This is a genomic window from Pseudoalteromonas sp. Isolate3, from assembly GCF_022398505.1.
GTDB lineage: Bacteria > Pseudomonadota > Gammaproteobacteria > Enterobacterales > Alteromonadaceae > Pseudoalteromonas > Pseudoalteromonas apostichopi.
In genome coordinates this window covers 1-18,767 of sequence record NZ_JAKEVN010000003.1, presented here as the reverse complement: position 1 = coordinate 18,767, position 18,767 = coordinate 1, and the positions used below count along the sequence as shown (strand labels likewise).

The following is an 18,767-nucleotide window of genomic DNA, read 5'->3' as shown; positions in this document are numbered from 1 at the left end:
TTCGTATTTTTATCTGTTTTATTTTTAAGGGAGTGTCTATGTCGGAGCATTCGTCAGAACCTGAAGTACAAAAAGGTTCATCAAATAATAACCTCATTTTTGCGGTTGTTATTCTTATCCTTATCGCTGGTGTAGCAGCGTTTATTTTATTAAAGCCTGAAGATAAACCAGTTCAAGTTGTTGAAGACATTGTTACTGAAGAAGTACCTGTTGTGGAATATCAAGAACCAGAAGCAGAGTCAGAACCTGAAGTTACAAACCCTGAACCAGAGCCTGTTGTAGTAGATACAGCTCCAGAGCGCACTCCTGAGCCAGTTCCTGAAGTTAAGCCATTACCAACCTTAAATGAAAGTGATGAAGTTGTTGTTGCTCGCATGGATGAATTACTAAGTGACCAAGTGATGAGTTTAATGGTGACTGATGATCTTATTCGTCGTGGTGTTGTGTATGTTGATAACATTGCAAAAGGTAAAGTAGCATTAAGTCATGCTCCTGTTGAGCGCCCTAAGGAGTCGTTCAAAGTCATAGAAGGTGATATTTTAACAATTGATCCAAATAGCTATGAGCGCTATACGCCTTATGTGAAACTCTTTACAAGCTTAAGTGCTGCGCAAGTGATTCGTATGTATGATGAATATAAACCTCTTATCAACGAAGCTTATGCAGAAATTGGCTACGAAGGTGATGCATTTACTGGGACTTTAGAAGAAGCTATTGATGTGCTTCTAGATACGCCAGAACCAAAAGGTGATATGCCACTAGTTCGTAACTCAGTCACTTATCAATACGCATACTCTGAATGGGAAAATCTTCCTGATGCGCAAAAACAATTGCTGCGCATGGGGCCAGAAAATATGAAAAAAGTGAAAGCAGCTTTACGCAACATAAAAGCTGAACTTGAAAAGTAAGTAATTACCCCCCTAAATACAGTGCGATTGTATACCAAGTATGCAATCGCACTTTCTTTTTCGAATACCCCTTGAATAACAGGCTAAAAGTAGAGATAATCCCTCCCGCGCCAAACAAGGCCCTCAATGGTAGTCTTATTGGTCCTCTCGCAACACTAGCAGGTGAACCTGGTCAGGCCCGGAAGGGAGCAGCCACAGCGTGTGACGTGTGTGCCGAGATGCGGCTGGTAAGACTGCCACCCAAAATCCTACTTGGTGTTGTTTGAAGTGTAAGTTGTCATATTAGCCCTTCAAACCTGTCAAAATTTGCATAATAACCTGTCATAGTCTAATTATTAATGAGCACAACTCGTTGGATCTAATAATGATTAGGCGGAAGCTCAAACATTCCAGAGTAAAAAACTTATACAAATTTGCCAGCGCAAAGAACAATTGTATGTGTTTAGTCGAAAGCTCACTCGAGTATGATGCATGCTTTCATTTTGAATATTCCCCTAAAATAAAATGTTTTGAAGCGCAGCCCCTGGGTTTCATGTATGAATTTGAAGGGAAAAGCAACAGGTATACCCCCGACTTTCTGCTCACCAATACATCAAATAAACAGCAGCTGATTGAAATTAAACCTAAATATAAAACGGAAAGCTCAGACTTTATTGCTCGATTCACTCAAAAACGCAAAACAGCTAGAGAAGATCTCGGAATTGATCTTGTCTTAGTGACAGATGCACAGATTTGTATTGAACCCATGCTGGATAATCTTAAGCTATTACATCAGTATGCAGGGTATCAAGCACTTACAGAGTTACAACTTACTATTCTTAATCTACTTACTCGTTATAAAAAACTTCGTGTTGGTGAACTTACCCAACTTATCAAAGTAACCGTGGGTGATATCTTTTCTTCAATTTGTAGGCTGTTAACTCTTGGTAAAATTAGCTCAGATCTTTCTTCTAAGCTCAGCTTAGATTCACTGGTATGGCGTGATGAATAAAGATGACTTTGGTTTTGAAGATGAGTTTACTAATGAGCCTGCACTATTTAAGCCCATTGAGCCGAAGTCAATTAATCGAGATTTAGCTACATATCCTAAAAACATCCAACAAACCGCAGTTGCTCGAACTAAATATTTGCAATGGATTTCAAAACGATTGATTGGAGGATGGACGGAGAAAAACTTAACTTCTTTGTTAAAAGATATCCCAAGCTTTGAAGGGGAAAAGGTTCCTTCATGGCGAACGTTAGCAAGGTGGCACAAGCTATATGTAGAATCAGGCGGAAACATACTTTCGCTCGTCCCGAGGCACGACCGCAAGGGCAATAGAAATACACTTACAGAGACAGACAAATTTTTTGAGATGGCTCTGAATCGCTATCGCACAAAAGAGCGCCTATCTGTTGCGGCGGTGTATAGGTATTACAAAGACCTCATAACATTGGAGAACGATTCGGTTATCTCCACGCCTTTAAAAGCTTTGTCTTACAAAGCATTCAAAAACCGAATAGACAGCTTACCTCAATATGATCTGATGGTGGATAGATATGGCAAACGACTTGCTGATATTGAGTTTGCCAAAGTTGATAGCCACACCTTACCTCTAAGACCTTTAGAAAGAGTGGAAATTGATCACACTCCATTGGATGTAATTTTGCTTGATGATGAAACACTCGTGCCTTTGGGTCGGGCCAATCTAACATTACTGATGGATGTATATAGCCGGTGCATTATTGGATTTCATACTGGTTTTAAAAGTCCAGGCTATATCGCTGTAATGCAGGCTATACGGCAAGCAATGATACCAAAGGAGTCTATCGTAAGTAGGTATTCTGATATAACAGGTGATTGGCCGTGTCATGGAAAGATAGGTACTTTAGTGGTTGATAACGCCTGCGAGTTTTGGTGTGAATCGTTAGACTCTGCTTGCCGTCAGGTAGTTACAAATATCCAATTTAACAAAATAGAACGTCCTTGGCATAAACCTTTTGTAGAAGGTGCATTTAAGACGATCAACAATAAGTACAATGGTGATATCCCAGGAAAAACCTTCTCAAACATAGCCGAAAAACATGATTATGATCCAAAGAAATATGCTCATGTAAGATTTAGTACATATGTTCATCAGTTTCATAAGTGGGTTATAGACGTTTATCATAAGGAACCAGATTCACGTTACCGCTATATACCATATGAATTGTGGCAAGAAGGGAATGAGAAAACGCCAGTGTATACGTTGGATGCTCAAGAAATAGAAGATTTAGACGTCGTTCTAGGTATTACCACTGAGCGCACCATACGCAAGGGTGGTATTACATATGAACACATTAGGTATGATAGTGATGAGCTTTCTAGCCTGCGAAAGCTAATGGCACGAAATGAATCAAGAAAAGTAACTATCAAAATAAATCCAAACGATCTCTCTGAAATTTATGTATTTATAAAAGGTGAAGATGGCTATATTACTGTGCCAAGTGTGAGTCCTAAGCAAGAACAAATTAAAGGTCTTTCACTTGATATGCATAAGATAAATGTTCGCCTTTTGAGAGAAAATACTTATGAAAAAGTTGATGAAGTAAGTTTAGCTAAGGCTAGGCTCTACATTAACGAGCGCATTGAAGAGGAAGTAAAAGAAGTCTCTCAAGCCCTCAGGAAAGCGAAAGTTAAAGGGGTGAAAGCAATTGCAAGAGCTAAAAATATTAACAATGAAAACCTTACCTCAATTGCAGCTCCAGCCATACCCCCTAAAAACAAAGAAGAGATAAAAACGGATCAGCCAAAAGACGACGATAACTGGGATGATTTTGTCTCAGATCTTGAGGCGTTTTAGTTATGCTGACCGAGGCTAAAAAGGCAAAACTCAATCAATTCAAAGCGGTGTTTATTGAATACACCATACCAAAGACCATCATAAATGATTTCGACAAACTGCGTTTGCATCACGACCTTGCGGGTGAAAAGCCATGCATGATGTTAAGTGGTGATACTGGCTGTGGTAAATCTGCATTGATTAAACATTATTACGAAAACAACCCACCACACTTTGCTGATGGCCGGCGCAAAGTCCCCGTACTGCTAAGCCGAATACCGAGTAACCCATCAATTGAATCCACCTTAAAGCAGTTGCTGCACGACCTAGGACAGTTTGGAGCTAAATCTAGCAAACGACTTAAACATGGCAATGAAATCGCGTTGGCTGAAAGTTTAGTTGAGCAACTAAAACGCTCAGGTACGGAGCTAATTATTATTGATGAGTTTCAAGAGCTTGTTGAAAACAACCTAGGTAAAAAGCGCCGAGACATTGCAAATCAGTTTAAATACATTAATGAAAAAGCGGGGATCTCCATTGTATTAGTCGGTATGCCTTGGATAGATCAAATAGCCGATGAGCCTCAGTGGTCATCACGTATTTTTATTCGCCGCTTTATTCCTTACTTTAAAATATCAGAAAAAAAAGAGCTTCAACTATTTATTCGTGTTCTTAAGGGGTTTGCAAATCGATTGCCATTTTCAGACAAACCCCGCTTTGAGGATTTGGAAATTGCATTATCACTTTTTGCCATTTCAAATGGCTGCCTTCGAAAGCTGAAAAACTTCTTAGACTCAGCACTTACTGAAGCGCTAATAAGCGATGCTGTAACACTAAACAAGCAATGTTTAAGTTCTGCGTTTAAGGCATGGCGGCCAGAACTCGACAATGTATTTGAGATGAATGTTAATGAAATTGAAGGATGTGAGGTGGAACAGTATTCCACGTTTAAACCCGATGGGCCTCAAGATGAAGACCCATTTATTGATACCCAGTTTTGTATGAAAGTGCCGTTGGTGCAGTTGTTGAAGAAGTGACTTGTAAATGTCATGTTTATAAAAGGTTTCTTTTAAGGCATTATAGCTTGATAGTGGCAGCAGTCTGCAAATTGTTATCAGGGAATTAAAGATGAAAATTGAATTCATAGATATTCAGAATTACCGAAAGTTAAAGTCTACTCGTATTTATCTTGGTAATGATGAAACTATATTTGTAGGGGCGAATAACAGCGGCAAGACATCTGCTATTGATGCCTTAATTGGTTTTCTGGACCAAAGAGTAAAAAGCAAGGAAAGTAGTGAAATAGGTAGTCAAAGGCGATTTGCAACGACGGACTTTACTTTGTGTAATTGGTCGACTCTGAACGGATATGCAAAATCTTGGTCTGATCCTGATAACGTTTCTGGCAATTCTCTACATGAGTGGCAGCCATTTTGCCCAAGCCTAGATATATGGCTGAAAGTGGATGTTGATGAAATTCACAGAGTAAGCCACTTGGTGCCTACTTTGAAGTGGAGGGGAGGACTCTTGGGAGTAAGGTTGATTTATCAACCAAAATCAATAGAAAGCTTAATGCATGATTTCTTGCAAGAATATAATGCTGCATTATTAGTAACTGAGGAGTTAAAGCCAAAAGAGGGAGTTAAGAAGTTAGAACTTTGGCCTAGGGATATGAGGGAATACCTTGATAAGAAGATGAACTCTTATTTTGACGTTAAAGCTTATCTGTTGGACCCAACAGTTGCAGAAGAAAATCTAATTCCTCAAAAGCTTTCGGAGGATCAAGTACCTTTGAATGCGTATCCATTTCATGGCTTATTCAATGTTAATGTGATTGAAGCTCAGCGGGGGTTTTCAGATCCTCATGCTAGTAACAATTTAAAGGGGCCTAGCAGCCTATCATCTCAACTAAACCAGTATTACAGCAGACATCTAAATCCATCAGATTATCCTGAGAAAGAAGATATCGAAGCCTTAGAAGCTATAGACAATGCAAAGACTATCTTTGATAGTAAATTAAATGAGGCATTCAATGATGCTCTAGGTGAGCTTAAAGGACTTGGTTACCCTGGTTTTAATGACCCTGATATATTTCTTTCTAGTAACACTGGTCCAGTTGAGCACCTTGCTCACAATGCAACCGTTATATTTGATATCCAGAAATCGGACAAAGATCAAATTAGAGAGCTAGCTCTGCCAGAAAGCTACAATGGACTTGGTTATAAAAATCTCATTTATATGATCTTTAAACTTATTGGGTTCAGAGATAATTGGATGAGAAAAGGAAAAGCGGAAAAGCGCAGAACTGAGGATGATATTGCCAAAGAACCACTACACTTAGTACTCATAGAGGAGCCAGAAGCACATTTGCATGCACAGGTCCAACAAGTGTTTATTCGCAAAGCTTTTGAGGTACTACAAAAAGGAGTTTTAGCACCATTTAATACCCAGTTAGTTGTCAGCAGCCACTCCAGTTACATTGCACATGAAGTTGGCTTTGAAAAACTTAGATATTTCAAGCGTCACCCTTCGACTGAGCTTAACAGGTCACCAAGGGCTGAAGTGATAGGGTTTTCAAATGTATTTGGCAATCCAAGGAAACGAGATAATGATAGTGAACTAACTGCAAAATTTGTAACTCGTTACCTTAAAACAACACATTGTGATTTGTTTTTTGCTAATGGAGTTATTTTGGTCGAAGGTGCAGCTGAAAGGATGTTACTACCACATTTTATTCGTCATAAATTTGATGGACAGTTTGGCTTAAACAGAAGTTATATCTCCATTCTTGAAGTCGGTGGTGCACATGCTCAAAGGTTAAAGCCTTTGATTGATGCTCTAGGCCTGCCGACACTGGTGATAACTGATACAGATGCAACGGATCCAGAGTCAAATAATAGCTCTACTCAGCCACAACGAGGAAAAGGTCAACGCTCAGGAAGTAGTACGCTGAAGCAGTGGTTCAATCTCAATACGGAATCTTTGGACGAAATTCTTGATCTAGGCTCCGAAAGCAAAGTACTAGGGAATGCAAGAGCTGCATATCAATATGATATTGAAGTCAAATATAACCATAAGCAAGAAGGAAAAGCGATTCCTTATACATTTGAAGATTCGCTTGCCCTTACTAATATAGAGTTACTAAAGAAGCTAACAAAGCCTACGGGTATGATGAAGAAAATGAAAGATGCCTGTGAGATGGATACTTTAGAGAAATGTGCAGAAGCTATGTATAAAGCTCTAGACAATAAAGGGAAAGCTCAAATGGCTCTGGATATTATTTATGATATTGATCCTAGCGAGTTATTAATACCTCAATATGTTTTAGAGGGGCTGGAGTGGCTTCAAAATGAACTACATAAGGCGAGTAGAGATTTCGTAACTGAACAGCTAGTAATCGAGGAAACGCTCAGTGGACAATAACTTCCCTCTGCACTTTGAAGACGTCGACAAGGAAATATATCGTTATCTTAACTTAGATTCACCCACAAGTTTTTTGCTGTTTGCTGGTGCAGGGTCGGGAAAAACGAGAACTTTGGTGAATGTTCTAGAGCATGTTAAACAAAATGATTTACACCGTTATATCGACATAGGTGCGAAAATTGCGGTTATAACTTATACGAATGCCGCATGTGATGAAATTAAACATCGACTTCAATTCGACCCTGCCTTTAAAGTATCAACCATACACAGTTTTGCTTGGGATTTGATCAAGCCGTTTACTCAGGATATTAGAGAGTTCCTTAAAAATAGATTAACGGTTCAAATTAGAGAGCTCGATGAGAAAATTGGAAAAGCACGTGATCCTAATGGCAAAACGGCAGTTCAAAATGCTAAAAGCAGAGACAGCAAGATAAACCGTTTAAAAGTACTAGATAGTATTACTGAATTCACATACAGCCCCACATCGGGAAAACCTGAAAGAGACGCATTAAACCATACTGAGGTTATTGCAATAGCATCCGAGTTCATTGCAAATAGCCCGTTAATGCACAAGCTACTAACGAATCGATTCCCAGTTTTGTTGATTGACGAGAGTCAGGATACAGATAAACACTTAATGAATGCACTTATCATTGTTCAGAAAAATTACAAGAGGAAGTTTGCTCTGGGTTTGTTTGGTGACATGATGCAGCGCATTTATGGCGGGGGGAAAGAGGATCTAGATTCAAGTTTACCAGATGACTGGGAGCAGCCTGCAAAGTTAATAAACTATAGGTGCCCTAAAAGAATTGTAACACTTATTAATGCTATAAGGTTTGATGTGGATAAGGTGCAGCAAGAACCAAAAGATAATGCCACAGATGGATTGGTAAGGCTGTTTATCGTGGATGCTGAACGAAAAGATAAGTTCGATATTGAATCAAGCATTAGAGAATCTATGCGAAAGGTTACTGGCGATGATGATTGGGGAAACATTCATAATGTGAAGTGTCTGACTCTTGAGCATGCAATGGCTGCAGATAGAGATGGCTTTGCTGAGTTTTTTGTCCCTTTGGCTAAAAATGCAGACTTAAAGGATTCAGTGCTAAACGGAACCAGCCAAGAGTTACAATTCATAGTTAATCTAGTCTTACCATTATTTGAAGCGATTATAAAAGATGACCATTTCGAAATAGCTAGATTTGTAAAGTTAGGTTCTAAAATGTTTTGTGGATCAAATCAGAATTTAATGGATTTTATAATTAGTGCCGATGAACGGATTGAAGAGTTTAAATTGAGATTGAAACATGAAGACTTAAGCTTGCGTGATGTAATTGATGTTTTTGACAAAAGTGAGCTATTAGATACCCCCGACAAGCTAAAAGTCTATCTTGAAGCAGACATACGCAATTTTACTGAAAAAGAGCAAGAAGATTTGGAGAAATCCTATGTTGCATGGGGAAATGCTCTTCAAGCAAAAATGAGGGCGGTTAAGAGTTATTCAAACTACATTAGTGAAGAGTCGAGCTTTGCTACTCATCAAGGTGTAAAGGGCCTAGAATTTGAGAGAGTAATGGCTATTTTAGACGATGAAAGTGCAGGTGGTTTTCTCTTTAACTATGAAAAGTTATTGGGTGCAGAGCCGCTAAGTGCGAATGACTTAAAAAATGAAGCGGATGGGAAAGACTCAGCCCCTTTGAGAACTAGACGATTATTTTACGTGATTTGTAGTCGCGCGGAAAAGAGCTTGGCAATAGTTGCATATACTAAAAACCCCAAGGCAGTAGAAGCGACCGCATTGCAATCATGGTTTAAAAAGGACGAAGTTGTTCTCATATAGTTTAATTGTGACAATCGCTTTTTCACAATTATATCCTAGAGTTGGAAGCTCCAATTATTAAGAAGGCTTACAAGTGGGCACCTTGGAGCCTTTTCATATATGTCTAGAGTTGTGGATTCAGATGAACTAAGTATTCCTTAGTACCAAAGTGGGCGCTATACTAAGAGAATCTTAGCTATTGAAGTTAGTAGCTAAGGTACTCATGGAATCACCAACGCCCTTACGCCTAAAAGAAGCCCGCAAAGCAGCTGGTTACACGCAACAGCAGTTAGGTATTGCTTTAGGTATGGAACCCAACACGGCCAGCGCACGAATGAACCAGTATGAAAAAGGAAAGCATGCACCAGATTTTACCACGATGAAGCGTATTGCTGATGAGTTGGGTGTACCAGTTGCTTATTTCTATTGTGAAGACAATACTTTAGCAGAGCTTATACGTGCTCTTGGTAAACTGGATAAAGACAAACAAAAAGAGCTTCTAATTCAGCTAACTGAAAATGAGAAATAAAGAAGCTTTGTTTTAGCTTGATAATTCGCCTGCTTTTGCAATGTATATTTCAAATAATCTAATTTAGCTATTCGAATTAAAGTCACAAGAGGGAATTGAATATGGCAAGTGAGTTTAAGCTACTCGATATATATGAGCAAAACCTTAACTTTCTCATTGGCGCTGGGGCGTCTTATGGTTTTCTTCCAACTTTAGCTCTTGAAGCGAAAGATGAGATCGGTAATAAATATACCTTTGAAACTTTGGCTAAAAAGTACGAGTCGAACGAACAAGCCACAAAGTTGCTTTTTATGCTTTATTATCAAGAGTGTATTAGAGATGGGCTGCCAAAGGTATTTTCAAGTATCCCTCCAAATCCGAATAGAACACCTGAACAAGAAAGTGTAGTTCACGAGTATAAACGTTTTTTATCGAACTTAATCAATGTCCTAAATAGACAGAAACCCTCTGAGAGAAGAGCGAATATATTCACGACTAACTATGACAATTGTTTTGAAACTGCAACTGAAGAGTTGTTATCGGAACGTGCAGCCAAATTTATTGTTAACGATGGTAGCGTTGGTTTTCAAAAGCGCACTTTTCATACGAGCAACTTTAACCATCGAGTTGTTAACAAAGGGGCTTTTGACCGTCACGATACACTATTGCCGCAAGTTAATTTACTTCACGCACACGGTTCTGTTCATTGGGAGCAAGGGCAAAGTGATAACGAAATAAACCTTAACTATGGTCAAAGCAGTTACATTATTATTTTTGAGCAAAACGAGCTTGATATTATTAGAGCATTTAAAGGCCTATTATATGATTCAACTAAGTCTTTATCTGACATAGAAGACTTTTTGAGGTCATGCGATTTTTCTAACTTAAGGCTTGACTATTTTTGGGATAAATACACCAGCATCCCTATAGTTAATCCAACAAAATGGAAGTTTCACGAAACCTTATTTGAAGAGGCATATTATCAAATTCTTAGACATCTAAGCTACGAGTTAGAGCGGCCCAACTCAGTCTTGATTACATTTGGTTTTTCATTTGCCGACGAACATCTTCTGAGCTTAATTCGACGAGCATTGTCCAACCCATCTTTAACAATGTATGTATCATGTTTCAACAATGATGAATTAATAAGTATGCAAGATAAGTTCAAGGATTACTCGAATGTGGGTTACATCTGCTCTGAAGAAGGTGACCTTGATTTTAAGCATTTTAATGACGCCAAGTTCACACTTGATAATTATGACCGTAAGTCAGTTAGACAAGATTCAATAGAGCCTACACCTCCTTCGTTTCTTTCTTCAGAAGTCGCCCCATATGGTGGTGAACAATGAGCATAGCAATTGGAGAAGTCATCTCCATAAAAGGAACGAACATTGTTATTGAGTTATACGAAGAGTCGAATAAAGAAACTCTTTTCTACAATGGAGTTAAGTTTAATGGTGTTTCAATTCAAGAGTTTTTGCTAATTCGAAGAGGGTTTAAAGATATTGTTGCTCGCGTTCAAGGTGAATATTTGGATGAGAGGTACAAAGATGAAGAAAGCAATCAATATATCCGAAAAGTTGAGCTAATTCCGATAGGGTATTTTCAATCGGATACCTTTTTTGAAGGAATTAAGCACCTACCCATGATTCGAGATATTGCTTATTTGATGAGTGATACTCAAGTAAAAGAGATTTTTGGTAAACCTGATGATAATTTCATAGTCGGAGAAACGCTCACTGAAGAACTTCCGGTGTCATTACCATGGGAAAAACTATTTAACACGCACTTAGGTATTTTTGGGAACACTGGAAGTGGCAAGTCAAATACACTCACAAATCTTTACACAACTCTTTTTAACAACAAGCTAGGCCAAATTATAGGTAAAAGTCATTTCGTAGTGATTGACTTTAATGGTGAATATACCAATAACCAGTTGGTATCTGACCGCAAATATAAACAGGTATATCAGCTTGATACTCGTAGCGATGATGGAGATAAATTTCCATTGACTAGCGATGCATTTTGGGATGAAGAGCTATTTGGCATTTTGTTTAAAGCGACTGAGAATACTCAAAAACCATTTCTCAAGCGGTTAGTATCAGGCCGGAAAAAGTATATTGGTCAACCAAATAGTTTAGAGAACTATGTAAAGTCAACTCTTCACTTCGCACTGACAAGTACAGCCCAGAAAAAAGAGTTTGTAGATCTAATAAGCGAAATCTCAAAAATTACTGAATCTCAAGGTTTAATGCTCGTAGTGTCTCAAATTGGTTGGCATAGTGTACAACAGAAGCTTTATTTTCCTGGGACTTCTGACTACTTAAGTGGAGGAGATCAAGATGTGGCATACAACACTCGTTGTAGGCCCCATGTTGATGCTATTAGCCTTACTGAACTATCACCATTTAACGAATTGAGATTAAGGATTAACGTTCAACTATTAGCAGACCTAGTTAGTGGTTACGTGCAATTTGAACATATTCAGCCATTACTCAAAAGAGTAGAGGCTTCATTGGTTGCGTTAGATAGGGTTTTTAATATTGACGAAGTATTGCCCAGTGAAAAGCTGCTCTCTGTTATATCTCTTCGTAAATCAAATCAAGAAGTTAAAAAAGTCCTTCCCCTTTTGCTGGCAAAGTTTTACTACGGTTTTCACAAGCAGCAAGTGATCAATCAGAGTCCTCCTCAGCAAACCTTACATATGATAATTGATGAAGCTCATAATATATTATCTATGCAGTCAACCAGAGAAAGCGAAAGTTGGAAAGACTACAGGCTGGAGCTATTCGAAGAAATAATAAAGGAAGGGCGTAAGTTTGGCTTTTTTTTGACTTTATCTAGTCAAAGACCCGCTGATATTTCGCCAACAATAATGTCTCAATTACATAATTTCTTTATTCATAGACTAGTCAACGATAGAGATCTTAAGTTACTTGAAAACACAATTAGCTCTTTAGATGAACTGTCGCGGCAGATGATCCCTAACCTAGCCAAAGGTTGTGCTGTTTTAACGGGTACCTCGTTCGACATTCCTATGGTTGTTCAATTTAATGAGGTTGCCGATGGCCATAGGCCCGACAGTGATGATGTTAATATTGGAGAGTTATGGAGTTGAGCTACTTAGGTTAATTGTATAAATTTGGCTAAGTAAAGTTTGACTGGCAGCAAAAGCTAATCTAAACCTAAACTAAGTTTTCCTTAGTTTAGGTTTTAAATGCAATTCCTTTCTCAAACAACTCCTTACCCAGATGAAACCATTGAAAGCTATTTGCTTCGCTTGTCTCAAGATAATGGTTATCTTGGTTTTGCTGATATGGCCGATATTTTGTGGGATTGGCTGGTAACGCAAGATCACGAGCTTGAGGGAGCTTTTCCAAACGAGTTGCAACCGGTTGATGTGTATAAGGCATCGCAATCGAGTAATTTTCGAGTTCGGGCGCTGCGTTTGGTTGCTCAGTTAGCAGGGGTTGAAGCGTCTGAGCTGCTTAACTTATGTTGGCTCCGAAGTAATACACAGTTTGGTGCTATTACGGCGGTTTCTCGTGGTGGGTTATTGGTGCCTCGCCAGTTGCTTCGTAAGTCTGGGATTCCTGTTTGCACGGAATGTTTAAATCAAGATGCGCACATACCTTACCTTTGGCATTTAAGAGCCTATAAAGCTTGTCATAAGCATAATCAGCAGTTAACTAGAATATGTGGGCAATGTGATGCTGAAATTGATTACAGAGCGTCTGAGGCGTTTCTAGAGTGCGAGTGTGGTGCTGTAATCAAGCAAGGGCCAAAAGCAAACCAAGCCGACTTAAAATTGGCTAATGTCCTTGCAAGCAACGCCGTTGCAAAACTTGTCGGGCTTCTGGCTTGGTTTAGTCAGTGGCGAGCTATCAGCTATGATGACGATGAGTTTAGCGAGCTGTTTGTGAGCTACTTTTCTAACTGGCCCAGTGGGTTTGAAGATGAACTAAGTAACACCGCTGAACTTGCTAAAGTAAAACAGCTTAGGCCGTTTAACCACACACCATTTAATGATGTATTCGGCAGCTTACTTAAAGACAGCAAACTGGCCTGCGCTGGCTCGCAAGGCTACAACACGGTGCAGTTGGCCATCATTACATTTTTAACCAAGCTCGTTGAGCAAAACCCAAAGAAAAAACACCCAAACCTAGGTGATCTACTACTCTCTATGCTTGATGCCGCAGTCATTCTTGGCACAAGTACCGAGCAAGTATTTAGGTTGTATGAAGAGGGCTTTTTAGCAGCAGCTCAACCACCTAAAAAGAATACGTTTTTAAAGCCGAGCGATAGCGTGTTTTATCTCAGGCAGGTTATTGAACTACAGCAGTCTTTTGCACCGAACATGCCTAATAACCAACAACAATTTGTACCACCATGGTGATCAATGGAACTGCACACACTACTACAAAATACGCCAAGCAAAGAGCTTACCCAAACGCTACGAGCCGCATTTGCACTATACTCTGAACATGTGGATATAACAGGGAGTGAGCCTCAAGCGTTGGTGATTTTAATTAACCTCACTTACAAGCGAAAAGACATAAAAGGTTTAACAAGCGTGAGTGCTGCCAAAGTCGCGTTGTGTGATGAGCAACACCTTAAAACCTGTATTGATGAAGTGAAGTGGTATCACACCCATAATTTAAAGTACCCTGATATTCGAGTTAGCCACCAAAGGTTATTGGCTCAAGTGATTGATGATGGGCTTAGGGTAGTCAGTAGTAGCAGTTACCCAACGCAATTTGGCTGGTCGCACGACAGCGCTAAAATCAATCATGCTAAGTTGTTTTTAACAGGCTTTGTGTGGCGTGGTGAATACGTGTGCTTGGCACAGCTGCTTGCAAAGCAAGAGGATTTTTGGGTATCGCAGTTTAGAGCGCTAGGGTTACTAAAAAGAGATGTGATTGCTGTGTGTGAGCAAATAGCTGCACAGCTCCCCAGTGAAGACTTGCCCGAGCAAATTAGTAATTACACCCCTCAGTTACTTATTCCAATAGAGCAAGACTATTTGAGTGTATCGCCCGTTGTGAGCCATGCCGTTTTAGCTGCGCTGCAAATGGCAACGCGCAGCGGTTTGCTTAAACGCGGGATCATTGAGCACAATCGCCCTGCAAATGTGGGAGAATTGCCTAGCGCACTGGGCGGCAGAGTGAACGTGCTTAAGTATTTCGCCAAAACTTACAGTGCGACAACCGTTAACGACTACTTCAGCCAAGACGAGCAACGGCTTTTTAATGTGGCGGCATTAAATAGCAAAACAGTGAGTGAGGCATTACTGGTGCTATCAAAGTCAAAGCCATTTAATACGCTTAGGCAAAAGCGTTTGGCACGTATTGCGGCAACGAAGGCGTTACGAACAGCACTTTATGGATGGTTAGAAAAGCTTATCAAACTAGCGCAAAACGAAGCGGTAAATGACTCAAACTTTGAGCCAGTAAAGCTTTTAGTCATGCAGGAATACAAGCAATTAGAGCTTGTTTTAAGCCAAGATCTAAATAAGCAAATGAGTGGGCTTAAATACTTAAAGCGTTACGCTTATCACCCAGAGCTAATGTCTATCTTAAAAGCGCAACTTAGCTATGTGCTATCGCATCAAAATAACCAAGAAGATGAATTTGAGGCGGAGCATATTCAGTACGTGCATTGCCAGAATTTGCGAGTCTACAACGCCGAGGCAATGCCGAACCCTTACCTAATGGGTATGCCGTCAATCACCGCGCTTGAAGGTTTGGGGCATCAATTTCAACGCAAGCTGCAAAAGTTGTTAGGCGGTGGCGTACATGTGATTGGTGTTGCTGCGTATGTTCGCTCGTATCAATTGCACAACAATAAGCAGTTGCCTGAGCCCAACAAACTCAAAAAAGACGGTCAAAAGCTTGTTCCTCTGCGTTCGGCAATTATGCAAATACCCAAGTGCGATATATGTTTTGATTTGGTATTTAGAGTGCAAACTGATAATCAAGCTGTTGCTAACGACTTGTCTGAAAACCTGCTAAAAGCAGCATTTCCATCGGGCTATGCGGGTGGTGCGCTTCATCCGCCCTCGTTATATGATCAAGTTGATTGGTGCCAAGTTTATGCAAAACCACTGGCATTATTTGAGCGTATTCGCTCTTTGCCAAAAGGTGGTTCGTGGTTATATCCAACCTCGGTTGAAGTGAGCTGTTTTGAAGAACTGGCTGAGCAGTTAACACTGCGACCTACTATGCGGCCTGCTGCATTGGGTTACTTAGCCCTTGAAGAACCAAAGCCAAGGCAAGGCTCAATCACCCAGTTACATTGCTATGTTGAGCCTGTTATTGGGTTGCTTGAATGTGTAGATGCAGTCACGGTCCGGCTATCTGGCGCTCGGCATTTTTTTAATCATGGATTTTGGGCTATGCATTGCAAAAAAGCATCTATGCTTATGAAAAAAGCCAAGTTTGAGTACGACTAATGAAACTCCCGCGCCAGCTCTCATACACCCGCTCACTCTCGCCAGGTAAGGCGGTGTTCTTTTATAAAACACCCGAAAGCGATTTTGAACCATTACAAATTGAACGACAAAAGATCCGTGGTCAAAAGTCAGGGTTCGCCGAAGCCTACAAAAATGAAGCCACTCCTAAAGAGCTTGCTCCGCAAGACTTAGCCTTTGGTAATCCGCACACCATAGAGCTTTGCTATGTGCCACCCACAGTGCAAAAACTCTATTGCCGGTTTTCACTCAGAGTAGAAGCAAACAGCCTAGAACCAAATGTATGTGGTGAGCCAAAAGTAAGTTACTGGCTAGCGCGGTTTATGAACACCTATAAGCAGCATGGTGGCTTTGGGGAGTTGGCAAAGCGCTACTCCAAAAATATTCTCATGTGCGAGTGGCTATGGCGAAACAAAACATCACCCAATGTAGATTTAGAGATAATTGGCGAAGGATTTGACCCTATCAGTATTACCAAAGCAAACCGTTTACGCTGGGATGGCAAATGGCGCGAAGCTGAAGATGCACTGCATACCCTCACAGAAGTGATCCAAACAGGGTTAGAAGACCCTTACAGTTTTTGCTTTTTAGAAGTAACCGCCAAGCTCGACACCTACTTTGGGCAAGAGATTTATCCAAGCCAATCATTCGCAGAAAACGATGATGTAGCAAGAGCTTACGCTTATACCCAAGTAACGGGTAAAGACGCAGCCTGCTTTCATTCTCAAAAGATAGGGGCTGCCATTCAAATGATTGATGATTGGTACAATGAAGACGCAAACAAGCGGTTAAGAATTCACGAATACGGAGCCGACTACAAAAACGTGATTGCCAGACGCGCGCCGAGTAACCGATTAGACTTTTATTCACTGCTACAAAAAGTGGCGCTATACGTAAAAGGAATGGAGCAAAACGGCTTAAAAAACCAAGAGCAAGCCAGCCATATTCACTATATAGCAGCCGTTTTAATCAAAGGCGGGTTATTCCAAAGGACCAAAGAATGAGCCGAGCATATTTCACCATTACTTACCTACCAACAAATTGTGATGTAACCCTATTAGCAGGCCGCTGCATTGGCATTTTGCATGGTTTTATGAACGAACGAAGCTGCAACCACATTGGCGTAAGCTTCCCCAAATGGACCGACAAACACTTAGGCAATCAGATAGCTTTTGTAAGTGAAGATAAAGTCGCACTTAAAAACCTAAGTCATCAAAACTACTTTGAAATGATGACCCACGATAAGCTGTTTGAAATATCTGCCATAAAGTCAGTACCAGTTGATATTCCTGAAGTACAGATTATCCGTGACCACAGTCTGGATAAGTTATCTATGGGAGGAAAACGTCGTCGAATGGCACGCGCAAAACGCAGAGCCGAAGCTCGCGGTGAAGAATATACTCCGCAGTACGTGCCGAACGATACAGAAATTAGCGCATTTCACAAAATTCCTATCGCCAGCAAGAGCAATCACAATGACTTTGTGTTGCACCTGAGATTAGAATCAACAGACTCAATAAAAAACACATACAACAGCTATGGCTTTGCAACAAACGAAGAGCACAAAGGTAGTGTTCCCTTACTTGCCTTTTAAATATCGATCGCTTTTGGAATGCTGTATATCAAAGAGTTAAGAGCTGCTGGTAAAACAAAGGTTATTTGCTAAAAGTAGGTTTAATTGCATGGAATTTATAAGTTTTTAAGCTAACTTTAATAGTGACCTGCCGCATAGGCAGCTGGAAATGGTTAATAAAAGACTTCATAGAGAAGATGTGCGTGACCTGCCGCATAGGCAGCTGGAAATACAACTCGTCTTCGTGAGGGAGAATTTGGTGACCTGCCGCATAGGCAGCTGAAATTAGGCCAGGAAGTAAACAACCACATCATATGACATATTACTGCCGAAAAGGCAGAGGCCAATTCAAAAGCCCCAGAATTTACTGGGGCTTTTTGGTTCATATAGACAAAAAAAAGTGTATGATTTTTAACATAGTTCCTCAACAGTATTTTGTATGAATATAAAACGAACAAAGGACGGTATATACAAGTGGTCAACTTAAAAGCAATTGTTTTAGATTCTGCTGCTCAAGGTAGCTTTATTGAAAAAACCTTAGAACTCACTGAGCGTGGTTTAGATACCGAACCTGTTGTAGAAGTACTGACACAATTACACCAAAGTTCGCAACTTGATGTGTTTAAAATGTTTTCTTCTAGCAATATTATCGATATTTAAGACAAATATGCTTTTCTTGATCTATCTATTCTCCAAATTTCTCCCCCAGATTGAAGTTGAAGTCATCTAAGTTATCAGTTACTTGAATGAGTTGAGTGCAAGTAATTGAGCTTCTTCTAGTATATTTGAATCTTTCATGGGGTTCTGCGCAAAAGATGAAATAAGAAATATCAAAAGTTTCGAGTATTCAATAGAAAACAGTGATTCAATATCTCAGTTTATTTCATATTCACTGTTAGCTGGTTCCAAAATACACTTCCAAAAGTATTTTTCAAAAGCGTTTTATTTGAATATTTGATTGGCTATGTGAGTAAGCAATACATTAACTGTTCTTAATATGACAGAATATACCGGCGCTAGCTTCCATAGAACAATTATGGATTTCTATCTAATGCAACATAATGATAGGTAAAAAAGTATAGCTAATGAGTGGAACGAGGTTAAAAAACTCTCCTTGAAGAAGCAAAAAGGTTATTTAACTTTAGAAGGCCAATTGAGACTATTAAAATGAGCTTAAAGATACTCGGAGCTGGAAAACTAAAACGGGGTATTTGGGGTTATTAGATATGTATAAATTTATATATGACTATACAAGTTCATTAATGC

14 protein-coding genes, 1 other RNA gene and 1 CRISPR repeat array are annotated in these 18,767 nt (G+C 39.8%); all 15 genes read left to right on the top strand.

The window, feature by feature from the left end:
- Positions 1 to 38: 38 nt before the first annotated feature.
- A complete protein-coding gene (locus L1D46_RS01400) occupies positions 39 to 908 on the top strand; it encodes a DUF3014 domain-containing protein (protein ID WP_178927203.1) in 870 nt (289 codons plus the stop codon).
- 136 nt (positions 909 to 1,044) lie between these two features.
- An RNA gene (ffs, locus tag L1D46_RS01395) (signal recognition particle sRNA small type) lies at positions 1,045 to 1,141 on the top strand.
- A 203-nt stretch (positions 1,142 to 1,344) separates the two neighbouring features.
- Positions 1,345 to 1,899 carry a TnsA endonuclease N-terminal domain-containing protein gene (locus L1D46_RS01390; RefSeq protein WP_275668387.1) on the top strand — a complete coding sequence of 185 codons (555 nt, stop codon included), beginning with the start codon at positions 1,345 to 1,347 and terminating at the stop codon, positions 1,897 to 1,899.
- On the top strand, positions 1,892 to 3,730 hold the full coding sequence (locus tag L1D46_RS01385) for a Mu transposase C-terminal domain-containing protein (RefSeq protein WP_239976612.1): 1,839 nt from the start codon (positions 1,892 to 1,894) through the stop codon (positions 3,728 to 3,730). Before L1D46_RS01390 ends, L1D46_RS01385 begins: the two co-directional genes overlap by 8 nt.
- A gap of 2 nt (positions 3,731 to 3,732) precedes the next feature.
- Positions 3,733 to 4,746, top strand: coding sequence for a TniB family NTP-binding protein (locus tag L1D46_RS01380; protein WP_239976611.1), 1,014 nt, complete (start codon positions 3,733 to 3,735; stop codon positions 4,744 to 4,746).
- A gap of 91 nt (positions 4,747 to 4,837) precedes the next feature.
- On the top strand, positions 4,838 to 7,132 hold the full coding sequence (locus L1D46_RS01375) for an AAA family ATPase (protein WP_239976609.1): 2,295 nt from the start codon (positions 4,838 to 4,840) through the stop codon (positions 7,130 to 7,132).
- Positions 7,122 to 8,972 carry a UvrD-helicase domain-containing protein gene (locus L1D46_RS01370; RefSeq protein ID WP_239976608.1) on the top strand — a complete coding sequence of 617 codons (1,851 nt, stop codon included), beginning with the start codon at positions 7,122 to 7,124 and terminating at the stop codon, positions 8,970 to 8,972. The genes L1D46_RS01375 and L1D46_RS01370 overlap by 11 nt, the downstream gene beginning before the upstream one ends.
- Positions 8,973 to 9,174: 202 nt before the next feature.
- The gene (locus L1D46_RS01365) at positions 9,175 to 9,480 is read left to right on the top strand and encodes a helix-turn-helix transcriptional regulator (protein ID WP_010606796.1); all 306 of its coding nucleotides are present in this window, start codon (positions 9,175 to 9,177) and stop codon (positions 9,478 to 9,480) included.
- Positions 9,481 to 9,581: 101 nt separating this feature from the next.
- The gene (locus L1D46_RS01360; RefSeq protein WP_239976606.1) at positions 9,582 to 10,808 is read left to right on the top strand and encodes an SIR2 family protein; all 1,227 of its coding nucleotides are present in this window, start codon (positions 9,582 to 9,584) and stop codon (positions 10,806 to 10,808) included.
- Positions 10,805 to 12,577, top strand: a complete 1,773-nt coding sequence (locus tag L1D46_RS01355; protein WP_239976605.1) for an ATP-binding protein — start codon at positions 10,805 to 10,807, stop codon at positions 12,575 to 12,577. Before L1D46_RS01360 ends, L1D46_RS01355 begins: the two co-directional genes overlap by 4 nt.
- A gap of 99 nt (positions 12,578 to 12,676) precedes the next feature.
- On the top strand, positions 12,677 to 13,855 hold the full coding sequence (locus L1D46_RS01350; protein ID WP_239976604.1) for a TniQ family protein: 1,179 nt from the start codon (positions 12,677 to 12,679) through the stop codon (positions 13,853 to 13,855).
- Between the two features lie 3 nt (positions 13,856 to 13,858).
- Positions 13,859 to 15,910, top strand: a complete 2,052-nt coding sequence (locus tag L1D46_RS01345) for a type I-F CRISPR-associated protein Csy2 (protein WP_239976603.1) — start codon at positions 13,859 to 13,861, stop codon at positions 15,908 to 15,910.
- The gene (gene csy3 / locus L1D46_RS01340) at positions 15,910 to 16,932 is read left to right on the top strand and encodes a type I-F CRISPR-associated protein Csy3 (RefSeq protein ID WP_239976602.1); all 1,023 of its coding nucleotides are present in this window, start codon (positions 15,910 to 15,912) and stop codon (positions 16,930 to 16,932) included. The genes L1D46_RS01345 and csy3 overlap by 1 nt, the downstream gene beginning before the upstream one ends.
- Positions 16,929 to 17,522, top strand: coding sequence for a type I-F CRISPR-associated endoribonuclease Cas6/Csy4 (cas6f, locus tag L1D46_RS01335; protein ID WP_239976601.1), 594 nt, complete (start codon positions 16,929 to 16,931; stop codon positions 17,520 to 17,522). The genes csy3 and cas6f overlap by 4 nt, the downstream gene beginning before the upstream one ends.
- 122 nt (positions 17,523 to 17,644) lie before the next feature.
- A CRISPR array of direct repeats spans positions 17,645 to 17,789; the repeat unit is 23 nt; unit sequence GTGACCTGCCGCATAGGCAGCTG.
- A 186-nt stretch (positions 17,790 to 17,975) separates the two neighbouring features.
- Positions 17,976 to 18,161, top strand: a complete 186-nt coding sequence (locus tag L1D46_RS01330; RefSeq protein ID WP_239976600.1) for a hypothetical protein — start codon at positions 17,976 to 17,978, stop codon at positions 18,159 to 18,161.
- Positions 18,162 to 18,767: the final 606 nt, after the last annotated feature.

Coding starts and splice junctions, on each gene's coding strand:
- L1D46_RS01360 (WP_239976606.1), top strand. CDS start 9,582: ATGGCAAGTGAGTTTAAGCTACTCGATATATATGAGCAAAACCTTAAC.
- L1D46_RS01380 (WP_239976611.1), top strand. CDS start 3,733: ATGCTGACCGAGGCTAAAAAGGCAAAACTCAATCAATTCAAAGCGGTG.
- cas6f (WP_239976601.1), top strand. CDS start 16,929: ATGAGCCGAGCATATTTCACCATTACTTACCTACCAACAAATTGTGAT.
- L1D46_RS01400 (WP_178927203.1), top strand. CDS start 39: ATGTCGGAGCATTCGTCAGAACCTGAAGTACAAAAAGGTTCATCAAAT.
- L1D46_RS01355 (WP_239976605.1), top strand. CDS start 10,805: ATGAGCATAGCAATTGGAGAAGTCATCTCCATAAAAGGAACGAACATT.
- L1D46_RS01390 (WP_275668387.1), top strand. CDS start 1,345: ATGTGTTTAGTCGAAAGCTCACTCGAGTATGATGCATGCTTTCATTTT.
- L1D46_RS01385 (WP_239976612.1), top strand. CDS start 1,892: ATGAATAAAGATGACTTTGGTTTTGAAGATGAGTTTACTAATGAGCCT.
- L1D46_RS01365 (WP_010606796.1), top strand. CDS start 9,175: ATGGAATCACCAACGCCCTTACGCCTAAAAGAAGCCCGCAAAGCAGCT.
- L1D46_RS01350 (WP_239976604.1), top strand. CDS start 12,677: ATGCAATTCCTTTCTCAAACAACTCCTTACCCAGATGAAACCATTGAA.
- L1D46_RS01345 (WP_239976603.1), top strand. CDS start 13,859: ATGGAACTGCACACACTACTACAAAATACGCCAAGCAAAGAGCTTACC.
- L1D46_RS01375 (WP_239976609.1), top strand. CDS start 4,838: ATGAAAATTGAATTCATAGATATTCAGAATTACCGAAAGTTAAAGTCT.
- csy3 (WP_239976602.1), top strand. CDS start 15,910: ATGAAACTCCCGCGCCAGCTCTCATACACCCGCTCACTCTCGCCAGGT.